The sequence below is a fragment of the Salinibacter sp. genome, from assembly GCF_036626415.1.
GTDB lineage: Bacteria > Bacteroidota > Rhodothermia > Rhodothermales > Salinibacteraceae > Salinibacter.
In genome coordinates this window covers 1-10,041 of the sequence record NZ_JAZKRW010000109.1, presented here as the reverse complement: position 1 = coordinate 10,041, position 10,041 = coordinate 1, and the positions used below count along the sequence as shown (strand labels likewise).

Below are 10,041 nucleotides of genomic sequence, written 5' to 3'. Positions count from 1 at the left end.
TTGAAGCCGTACCCAGCGAACTCGTTGATGATGTCGAAGAGCTCGTCCGCCTCGTCCTCCGGGATGTCATTCTCTTCCTCGCATCCCTTGATAAACTTCTCCCGCTGCTTGCGCATGAGCTTCTCCTTCTTCTTGCCCATCGCGCGGCGCAGGATGTCGGCCTCGCCGAGGGAAAAGCCGGCCAGCTCACGGGCCATCTGCATCACCTGCTCCTGAAAGACGGCGATGCCGTACGTCGGCTCCAGGATGTCCTCCAGCATCGGATGCGGATATTCCACCTCCTCCCGCCCGTGCTTGCGGGCGACGTAGGTGGGGATGTTCTCCATCGGCCCCGGCCGGTAGAGCGCGTTCATGGCGATCAAGTCACCGATCTCCGTCGGCTTCAGTGTGCGGAGGTGCTCCCGCATGCCGGTCGACTCGAACTGAAAGATCGAGACCGTGTCGCCCCGCTGGAAGAGCTCGAACGTTTGTTCGTCGTCGAGCGGGATGTCGTCGATGTTGAGGGCCACGTCGCGGGTGTCCTCGACGAGCTCGACGGCATCCTCGATGAGCGTGAGCGTCTTGAGGCCGAGGAAGTCCATCTTCAGCAGCCCAAACTCCTCCACCCAGTCGCCGTCGTACTGGGTGGTGACCACCTTTTCGCCCTTGCTCTTCGCCACGGAGACGGGCACGTAGTCGCTGATCTCGCCGGGGGCGATGATGACGCCGGCGGCGTGCACGCCGGTGTGCCGCACCGACCCCTCCAGCACCTCGGCGTACTGCATCATCTTGCGGACCTCCGGGTTGTCCGCGTCCTTCAGCGCGCGGAAGTCGGGGTTCTCGTCGAACGCCTGGTCGAGGTCCACGCCCGGGCCGTCGGGGATCATTTTTGCGATCTCGTCGGCGCGGTCGAGCGGAATGTCCAGCACGCGCGACACGTCGCGCACCGCGGTTTTGGCACCCATCGTGCCGAAGGTCACGATCTGGCACACGTTCTCCTGCCCGTACTTGTCGACCACGTAGTCGATCACCTTCTCGCGCCCGCGGTCGTCAAAGTCGATGTCGATGTCGGGCATCGACACGCGCTCCGGGTTGAGGAAGCGCTCGAAGAGAAGGTCGTACTCGATCGGGTCGACGTTGGTGATGCCCAGGCAGTAGCTCACGCAGCTTCCAGCGGCGGAGCCGCGCCCCGGCCCCACGCGCACGTCCAGCTCGCGGGCCGCATCTGTAAAGTCTTGTACGATAAGGAAGTAGCCGGAGTAGCCCTCGTCGGCGATAATGCCGAGCTCGTGGTTGAGCCGGTCGACAACCTTCTGGGGCAGCGGGTCGCCGTAGCGCTTTTGCGCCCGCTCGAAGGTGAGGTGGCGCAGGTACGCGTCCATGTCCTCGAACCCGTCCGGGATGGGGTAGTGGGGCATCAGGAGGTCTCCCATCGGAAGGTCGAGCGAGCACTTGTCGGCCACTTTGTTCGTATTGACGAGCGCCTCGCGCTGAAACTCCTCCGGGATGCCCGTGAGGGCCTCCGTCATCCCCTCCGGGTCCTTGAGGTAGAACTGGTCGTTGCTGAATCGCATCCGGTCGGGGTCGTTGTAGTCGTCCCCCGTCTGCAGACAGAGCAGAATGTCCTGCGCCTCGTGGTCCTGCCGGTCGACGTAGTGGACGTCGTTGGTGGCCAGCACCTCCACGTCGTACTCCCGTGCCCACCCCAGCAGCACCTCGTTGATGGTGTGCTGGTCGTCGATGTCGTGGTCCTGGATCTCGATGTAGTAGTCGTCCCCGAAGATGTCGAGGTACTCCTCGAACTTCTCTTGGGCCGCCGCCTCGCCCTGATTCAGAATCATCTGCGGCACCTGGCCCTGCAGGCAGCAGGTGGTGGCCACGAGGCCCTCGTGGTGCTCGCGGAGCAGGTCGAGATCGATGCGCGGCTTGTAGTAGAAGCCCTCCAGGAACGAGGTGGAGGAGAGCTGCATCAGGTTCTCGTAGCCGGTCTGGTCTTTGGCCAGGAGGACCTGGTGGTAGCGGGTGGGGTCGGACTGGTCCTGGATGCCGCTCGGCGTCAGGTAGAACTCGCAGCCGATAATCGGGTCGACATCGGACTTCTTCGCGGTCGTGTAGAACTCGGGGACCCCGTAGAGATTGCCGTGGTCGGTAATGGCAACGGCCGGAATGTCGCGCCGCTCGGCGCTCTCGATGAGGTTGTCAATGCCGGCGGCGCCGTCGAGAAGCGAGTACTGCGTGTGGCAGTGAAGGTGCGAAAACTCGGGCATACGGCGGTTGAAGCGTCGGGGGAACGGTGCACGAGACGAAAGGGAGAAAAGAACGCCTACAGCACCGACCAACTAAAGCGATGCCTGCTCCGGAATCAACGCCGCGGCCTCCGGAGCTAGAGGCCCACCGCTACCATACTGATGAGCCAGCCGCACCCGAGTGCCGCGTAGATGCCCAGGATGTAGCCGGCCACGCCCATGAGCAGGCCGACCGGGGCCATGGCCGGCAGGTAGACCCCTGCTACGATGGGGGCGCTGGCCGCCCCGCCCACATTGGCCATGCTGCCCGTGGCCACAAAGAAGAGGGGCGCCTTCACCATCCGCGCCGCGGCCATCAGAAACGCGATGTGGATGAGAATCCACACGATGCCGGCCAGCAAGTACAGGGGCACATCCAACACCGCGGCGAGGTCGGCCTTTGCGCCGATCGAGGTAAGGAGCAGATAGAGCGCAAAGTAGCCGAGCCGCGACGCCCCGGCGTCTTCCATGGATTGAAGGGGCGTAAACGACAGCAAAAGTCCTCCGGTCACCACAAGTAGGATGGCCCACGTGCTGGTCGTGATGACGGTGGGGTCGCCGAGCTGAGGAAGCAGGTCCGCGATGGCCTTGGCCCCGACGGTGGCGGCGAGGGCGATGCCGATCATCACTGCAAAGTCGCGGAGCGTAACGGGCCGCCGCTGGTCCTTCGCGTTTTTCATTTTCTTGTTCAGGCGGTCCATGGCCGTCGTGTCCGCCTCCATCCAGTTGTCGAAATGGGCCTGGTAGGCGCTCAGGAAGATAAGCACGCCCATCCAGCCGTAGCCAGCCACCACGTCCACCACCAGGAGCGGCCCCAGCGTGCTGTCTGGCGTGCCGAAGCTCTGTTTCATCGCGACCATGTTGGCCGTGCCGCCGATCCAGCTTCCCGAGAGCGCGGCAAAGCCTTTCCAGGCCACCGGATCCTCGAAGAAGGGCCCGAACAAGGCGAACACGACCGGCCCCCCTACGATGATGCCAAGGGTCCCCGCGCACATCATGAACAGCGCCATCGGGCCCAGGCGGAGGATGGCCTTCAGGTCGACCGTAATCATGAGCAGGAAGAGCGAGAAGGGCAGCAGGTAGGCGGACATCCAGTCGTACACCGGACTCTCGGCCGGGGTCAGGCCGGCGGTGGTCAAGAGCATCGGCACGAAGTATGCCCAAATGACTGGCGGAAGGTATTTGAAGAGGGGCTCGAAGCGTTCAAATGAATCCAGCCAGAAGACAAGCCCAAGAACAGCGCTGAAGAGCGCGATGATGGCCATCGGCTCGGAGAACAGGGGGGAGGCAAACACGAGGAACACGTTGTTTTGGAGAAGCCTCGATGAAACCGCCCACAACCTGCCACAGCGTGGGGAAAGGGTCAACGGGCCCGATGGGCCGCCCGGGTGGAATGCGCGCGAAAACTCGGGGTGTGCCGGGGGCGGGGGTCACCGCCGCTCAGGGACTGTACTGCGGCGGATGACGACGGTGCGGGGCATGTGCAATGGGGATCGTTGCAATGGGGATCGTGCAGCAGGACGAAAGATGTATCGGGGCCCCACAGGAGCCTTCTCTAAAAGATGATATGCCTGATTGAATTTTTATTGTGGTTAAAACTGACTTGCCAAGCATACTCAGTTGTGGTCGCCTGCTCGAAGCAGATCACGTCCTGTGTCTACCCCGCTGGTGAAGAGAAAGCCCGTTCCAGCTTTTGGCTGGGGCCCGGCGCGAAGGCCCTGCTTTTCACGGAAGGGATTGAAGAAATGCACGGATACGAGCCGACGGTTCGGACCCACGAGAGGTGTCGTGCTAACCGGGGGCTGCGCATCTTCGCGCGGGCATGAAAAGAGCCGGCCGGGGCCCCTGCGTGGCGGCTCTTTCGTATAGTGATGGAGCTTAACTCGCACCGTTCTCCACATGACTGGATTCTGTCGCCCCCTCGGCTTCGTTCTGGCTGGGTTTCTGATGCTTGGTCTCGGTCGGGGCCTCCAGGCCCAAGAGGTGCAACTGCTCTACGACGAAGGAGGGGTGTTTAGTGGAGAAAAGTACGTGACGGTTGCCCACTCCGACGCCAAGGGCACCGTGCCGCCGGACACCGGAACTGTGCGCGGGGCAGATCGGCTCTATCTGGCTGTTCGTCCGGTGGGAGAGTGGGCGTTCGACATCGAAGACAAACAGAGGCTGCGACAGATCACGCCGGTGCAGGACACGTCCACCCTTTCTCCCGAGACGCTGACACTGATTGAGGGCGAAGAAGGGGCACGGGCCGCAGTCATGGGGATTCCGAAGTCTCAAATCGATTGGATGACCCCAATCGTATGCCAGCATCCGGCAGATACGACGGGTGGGCTTGCCCTAAACGAGCGGTATGCACCAGGATATTTTTCTCTCCGACGAGCCTACCGGACGGGGCGGCGCCTTCTGCGTGACGGTGCACCGCTTAAGGCCATCGATGCCCTCCGGCCCTTCCACGACGCCGTTGAGCCGACCTTCTCGTTCGTGCCGGAGGCCCGGGCCCTTCTCGACACCGCCAGTGCGAAGGTGCTCGACCAGACTCGGTCGCGCTTCCGGGCGCTGCGGGAAGACCTCGTGGAGGAGCCGGGTGCCGACGGACTGGCCCGCCTCGACTCGTTTCGCGTGCGGCTCGATTCGGTCCGGACCGTCCTGACCTCGTACGCCGATGCGCGGCCGGAGGCGAGAACGGAGGTGCGAACTCGTATCGAAGACCTGATGCAGTCCACCAATCAGCTCGGCAAGAATGTCCGGAGCACGTACCGTCGGAAGACCCTTCGCATCTTTATGCGGGGAACGTACGAGAATCCCAAACTCCCCCTTTACCTCGGCGCACTCACTCAGATTCTCCTGCATCCAGAGACTGCTTTGGAGGCGTCGGGCCTGCAGGTCGATCGTCTCCGTCCGTCGCTCCTCCGCCAGCCCCGCCATTCTGAGCTACAGAAACAGCTAGACGCGAGAGGCTGGGACAGCGAATTCCGAGAGGTGGTCCAACTTGTGAACGAAAACATTCACGAGCGACGGGAGGTCTTTGGGGAAGAAATTATGGAGAGCCTTCGACTGCGCCGACCCGCAGCCCATCAGCCCTACTACGAGATTGTTGCGGCCATGAACGCGGTTCTCGCCGGTGATCAGGCGCGGTTCACAGAAGCGTGGGGGCGCGCCTTGGAAAAAGTGACGGACCTGGCCTTGCTCAATGACATGGAGCAGTGGCGACTGGCCAGTGAGCTTCCCCCCGAGGACGTGTCGGGGCGTGCCCGCACGCTCGCGGAGGAAGCCCGGTCGCACCGGCGAGCGGGGGAGCTTGGGGCGGCCGAGGACCGACTCCAGCTGGCCGCACGCTTGGCCGAGCCCTATGCGCCACTGTACTACGAACTTGGGCAGGTGAAGCAGGCGCGAGGCGACACGTCGGCGGCCCGGCAGGATTTCCTGCGAGCTCGGGAGCTCGACTCGTCCTACGCGGCCCCGGAGGTGGAGGTGCTTCGTCACCTTGTTGCCCAGAAAAAGTACGAGACGGCGCTGAGCCGGGCCGACTCGCTTCTGCAACAGCAGTCGTACTGGTTGCTTTACCTGCCGAAGGCACGGACCTTGATGAAACAGGCCCGCTACGCCGAGGCGCGGGACGTGCTGCGGGGGCGGTGCGAGCCGCTAAACGATGAGAGCTACGCCCTCTACGCCCTGCTCGCGAAAACCTACGTCGGTATGGAAGTCTGGGACGGCGTGCAGTGGGCCGTACAGCAGGCCGAAGCGCTGTCGCCCCGTCGATCCGTCTTCGTGGAGCACATGGCTGCGGTGCGCGCCACAGCCGCTGAGCGGGACCTCTCGCTCACCGAGGCGGCGGGCGACTCGATGAGCGTCGAGGAGCTTCGAGAGCACGCCGACACGACTCGGGGCATCGGGACCGTTGGGGGCGGCGACGATCCGTAGAGGTCGGCGTTTGGAGAGCGGGGGCTCAGTGGCGGGCCGGAGAGGAAGACGGAGCGGTGGCCCGCTGCCACAGCCACAGGCCCACCGCCACGGCGGGCACGCTGAGCAGCTGGCCCATGCTCAGCCCCATCGGCAGGGCCGCCTCGAAGTGGATCTGCCGCATCTTGAAGAATTCGAGCACGATCCGGGCCCCGAAGATCAGCGTGAAGAACAGCCCCACCAGCTGCCCCCGCGGCGTGTCGGCGCCCTGCCTCCGATACAAGCGCCAGAGCAGGCCGAAGATGAGGAAGTAACAGATCGACTCGTAGAGCTGCACCGGGTGGAGGGGGACGGCCTCGATGCCCCGCCGGACCCGCGCCGCGCGTTCGAAGACGACGCCCCAGGGAAGGTCCGTCGGGACGCCCAGGATTTCAGAGTTGAAGAAGTTGCCGAGGCGAATGAGGCTGCCGGTGAGGGCCACGGGCGCCGCCAGGCGGTCGAGCAACCACAGAAACGGCTGATCCTCGCGCCGCTGGGAGTAGATCCAAATCGCCAGCACCACCCCAATCAGGCCGCCATGGCTGGCCAGTCCGCCCCGCTGAATCATCGGGATTTCTAGGGGGTTGCTAAAGTAGTAGCCCGGTGCGTAGAACAGAATGTGCCCGAGCCGAGCTCCGAGAATCGTGCCCCCCAGCAGATAAAACAGCAGGTAGTCGAGATCCTCTTCCGGCTTGCCTTCTCGCTCGAAGACGCGCCGCATCAGGTAAAACCCGATCAGGAAGCCCAGTGCGAACAAGAGGCCGTACCAGCGCGGGGCCAGGAGGCCCCAACGAAAGATCGTCGGGTCGACGTCCCAGTGGATCTGCAAGAGCATACGGGGGTGGGAGAAGTGAAAAATCGACACTGTACCAAGCGATTTTGTCTCGTCGCGTTCAGGGCTTCATTCAACCTTTACGCGCGACTGTGGCGGAGCCAGAAACCTCGGCGATTTAGATTCGATCTAAATAGCCGGCAGCATCCTCAGTACTTTCGGCTCGCTCCTTATGGCTTCTTCTGTTCCGTCCGACACTTCTGCTCTCTTCGCGACCGATCACGGCTCCGTGGAGCGCGTCGCACAAGGCCGTATCCGCTTGAATTTTGGCGGCACGAGCTGGGTGCTGGCGCCGTCGGACGTGCCGGCCCTTCGCACCACCACCCGATCGCTGGCCCGTGAAGTGTATCACTGCGAGCACGACTGTCGGTGGCAGCTCCGCGTGGACGGGCACCCCACGGTCGTGCTCGACTCCGAGGAGGTGCTTCGGCTCGACGCGCTGCTCGACGGGGCCGTGACGATGCTTGAACTCGAGTCCATTCTGGAAGGGGCGTCCATCTCCCGACCGGTTGCGGCGTAGACGAAGGACGGCGGGGCTGCGTGCCGTCCGCGCGCAGTTGCGACCTCCCGCTCACATCTGGCGGGGGGCAGAAATGCCGAGCACGGTCAGTCCATTCTTGAGCACAGTCTTCGCGGCCCGGGCGAGTCGCATGCGGGCCGACGCCAGTTCGTCCTCTTCGCCGATGATGCGGCAGTTGTCGTAGAATTGCGAGAACGCGGTGGCCACGTCCCGCAGGTAGTTGGGGACAAAGTGGGGGGCCCGGGCCTCTGCGGCGTTTTGCAGCTCTTGCGGAAAGCGGAGCAGTTCCTTGATGAGGGCCACCTCGTCTTCGTGCGTCAGCAGGGACAGGTCGGCGCCCTCGTCGTGCGAAAAGCCCACCTCCTCGGCCTTGTCGAGGACCGAGCAGATGCGGGCGTGGGCGTACTGGAGGTAGAAGACGGGATTGTTCTCGCTCTCCTCCTCCGCCAGCTCCAGGTCGAAGTTTAGGTGTGTGTCGGGGGAGCGCATGAGGAAGAAAAAGCGGGTCACGTCGGCGCCCACCCGGTCGATGAGATCGTCCAGCGTCACGTAGTTGGCGCGGCGCGTGCTCATCTTGACCGGCTCGTCGCCCCGCACGAGCGTCACAAACTGATAGAGCACCACGTCGATCCGGTCCGTATCGTGGCCGAGCACGTCGAGTGCGCTCAGCACGTCCGGGTAGGCCGCGTGGTGGTCGGCCCCGAAGACGTCGACCATCAGGTCGAAGCCGCGCTCGAATTTGGCAGCGTGGTAGGCGATGTCGGGGGTGCGGTACGTAGGCTCGCCGGTCTGCTTCACGAGCACCGTGTCGTCCTCTTTGCCGAACTCGGTGGTCTTAAACCAGAGCGCTCCGTTCTCCTCGTAGGTATAGCCGGCGTCGTTGAGGCCGTCGAGCACCTCCTGCACCCGCCCTTCGTCGTGCAGGGCCTGTTCGTTGGCGTAGCCGTCCATGTCAATGTTGAGGTCCCGGAGGGTGGCCTCAATGTCGGCAAAAATGGCCTGCTCCGCGGCCTCCCGGAAGGGCGTCAGGTCGTCGGTGGAGCGGAGGGCGTCGCCGTGCTCCGCGTACAGGTCCTCGGCGATCTCCACGATGTACCGCCCCAGGTAGCCGTCCTCCGGAAAGTCCTCGGGCACCTCCACGGTCGTGCCGTCGTCGAGCGTGAGGGTCGTGGTGGGGACGTTGCTCGCCAGCTCCTCGTAGCGGGCGCGCACCGACTGTGCCAGGACGCGCATCTGTCGCCCGGCGTCGTTGTAGTAGTACTCGCGCGTCACCTCGTAGCCGGTCCACGCCAGCAGGTTGGCGATCGTGTCGCCGAGCACCGCGTTGCGGCCGTGCCCCACGTTGAGCGGGCCGGTGGGGTTGGCGCTCACGTACTCGACCAGTGCGCGCTGCTCGGCCCCCGTGTCCGTCTGCCCGAACGTGTCGCCCTGCGCCAGAAGGTCGGCGAGCCCGTCGAAGAGGTAGTCCTGCGCGAAGCGGACGTTGACGAAGCCCGGCCCGGCCACCTCCACGCTTTTGATACGGGCCGGGTCGACGCGCTCCCGCAGCTGCTCGGCCAGGGTGTCGGCGATGGACCGCGGGTTGTCGCCGAGCACGCTGGCGAGGCGGAGGGCCGTGTTCGTGGCCAGGTCGCCGTGCTCCGGGCGGTCCGGTTCTTCGAGCTCGATGTCGAAGTCGTCCGGCACGTCGCCCAGGGCGTCGAGGACATGGCGGATCTGCGTTCGGAGGAAGTCTTTCATGGGGGCGTGATGGATAGAACAATCCGACAATAGGCTACAAAACTACAGATCCTATCAACGCTGCGAAATGGGAAAGATGCTGTTTCGATGGGTTTTTGTGGACGCAACGGATCGAGGCTATCCGTTTAGAGGTGTGACGAACTGCTTCGAGGCGTTTCTTGGTAAAGGTACCTCTGTGCTCAGCAAAGCTCTTCACGCAGAGATAATAATTTTGGGCACGTGGAGGTTCTGCCATCAAAGACAATCTTCACTCCTTGAGGCTTCGCTTCGCCCATGTCTCGGCTCGCTCCTCTCGCCGCTCTTCTGATTGTGGGATCCGTCGTTCTATTCGGCTGTGCGCAAGGGATGGAGAGGACAGTCTCGGCCACGCCGCCGTCGGCCGTGCTGGGGGCGGGCCACACAGCCCGCCTCGGAGAGCCGACGCGGTGGGGGCTCGATTCGCTTTCCCAGGTCCCAGATTCGCTCCACCTGCCGCACGACACAACAGATGCGTTTGGCGCGGCCGAGGTCGATCCTGGGATTCTGATGTACACGGAGCCGCCGCCGGCAACGAGCATGCCCGTCTACACCCCGCCGGACAGCGTGGACACGGCCATGATCCGGCGTCTGAGCCCCGGGCAGACGCAACGATCGAGCCCTCGGTGAGTTGAGGGAATACCCGTTACGTACCGTTCCTTTAGCCATGCCCTCACCATGCCCGTCCACTCGTTCGACGCCCTCGACCGCTCCGAAGAGATGCCCGGCTA

Annotated in this window: 7 protein-coding genes; 3 read left to right on the top strand and 4 right to left on the bottom strand. The window is 63.8% G+C overall.

Annotated elements, in window-relative coordinates:
• Together dnaE and V5A20_RS11125 are read right to left on the bottom strand one after the other, a co-directional pair.
• Positions 1 to 2,246: DNA polymerase III subunit alpha (dnaE, locus tag V5A20_RS11130; RefSeq protein WP_332327358.1), on the bottom strand; the 2,246-nt coding region annotated here is incomplete at its 3' end.
• A 116-nt stretch (positions 2,247 to 2,362) separates the two neighbouring features.
• On the bottom strand, positions 2,363 to 3,559 hold the full coding sequence (locus V5A20_RS11125) for a DUF819 family protein (RefSeq protein ID WP_332315534.1): 1,197 nt from the start codon (positions 3,557 to 3,559) through the stop codon (positions 2,363 to 2,365).
• Positions 3,560 to 4,163: 604 nt separating this feature from the next.
• Here V5A20_RS11125 and V5A20_RS11120 point away from each other — a divergent pair.
• Complete coding sequence (locus V5A20_RS11120; protein ID WP_332315535.1) at positions 4,164 to 6,185, top strand: hypothetical protein; 2,022 nt, start codon at positions 4,164 to 4,166, stop codon at positions 6,183 to 6,185.
• Positions 6,186 to 6,210: 25 nt separating this feature from the next.
• Here the strand turns inward: V5A20_RS11120 and lgt are convergent, their stop codons facing one another.
• Entirely contained in the window at positions 6,211 to 7,038 is an 828-nt protein-coding gene (gene lgt, locus V5A20_RS11115; protein WP_332315536.1) for a prolipoprotein diacylglyceryl transferase, read from the bottom strand.
• A gap of 169 nt (positions 7,039 to 7,207) precedes the next feature.
• On the opposite strand from lgt, the gene V5A20_RS11110 reads away from it, so the two are divergent.
• The gene (locus tag V5A20_RS11110) at positions 7,208 to 7,555 is read left to right on the top strand and encodes a citrate synthase (protein ID WP_332315537.1); all 348 of its coding nucleotides are present in this window, start codon (positions 7,208 to 7,210) and stop codon (positions 7,553 to 7,555) included.
• A gap of 51 nt (positions 7,556 to 7,606) precedes the next feature.
• On the opposite strand, the gene argS is transcribed toward V5A20_RS11110, so the two are convergent.
• Entirely contained in the window at positions 7,607 to 9,295 is a 1,689-nt protein-coding gene (gene argS, locus V5A20_RS11105; protein WP_332327357.1) for an arginine--tRNA ligase, read from the bottom strand.
• A 345-nt stretch (positions 9,296 to 9,640) separates the two neighbouring features.
• On the opposite strand from argS, the gene V5A20_RS11100 reads away from it, so the two are divergent.
• Positions 9,641 to 9,940, top strand: a complete 300-nt coding sequence (locus V5A20_RS11100; protein WP_332315539.1) for a hypothetical protein — start codon at positions 9,641 to 9,643, stop codon at positions 9,938 to 9,940.
• Positions 9,941 to 10,041: the final 101 nt, after the last annotated feature.

Bases quoted from the DNA above. Each gene is read 5' to 3' on its own strand.
- lgt (WP_332315536.1), bottom strand. From the start codon at position 7,038: ATGCTCTTGCAGATCCACTGGGACGTCGACCCGACGATCTTTCGTTGG.
- argS (WP_332327357.1), bottom strand. From the start codon at position 9,295: ATGAAAGACTTCCTCCGAACGCAGATCCGCCATGTCCTCGACGCCCTG.
- V5A20_RS11120 (WP_332315535.1), top strand. From the start codon at position 4,164: ATGACTGGATTCTGTCGCCCCCTCGGCTTCGTTCTGGCTGGGTTTCTG.
- V5A20_RS11100 (WP_332315539.1), top strand. From the start codon at position 9,641: ATGGAGAGGACAGTCTCGGCCACGCCGCCGTCGGCCGTGCTGGGGGCG.
- V5A20_RS11110 (WP_332315537.1), top strand. From the start codon at position 7,208: ATGGCTTCTTCTGTTCCGTCCGACACTTCTGCTCTCTTCGCGACCGAT.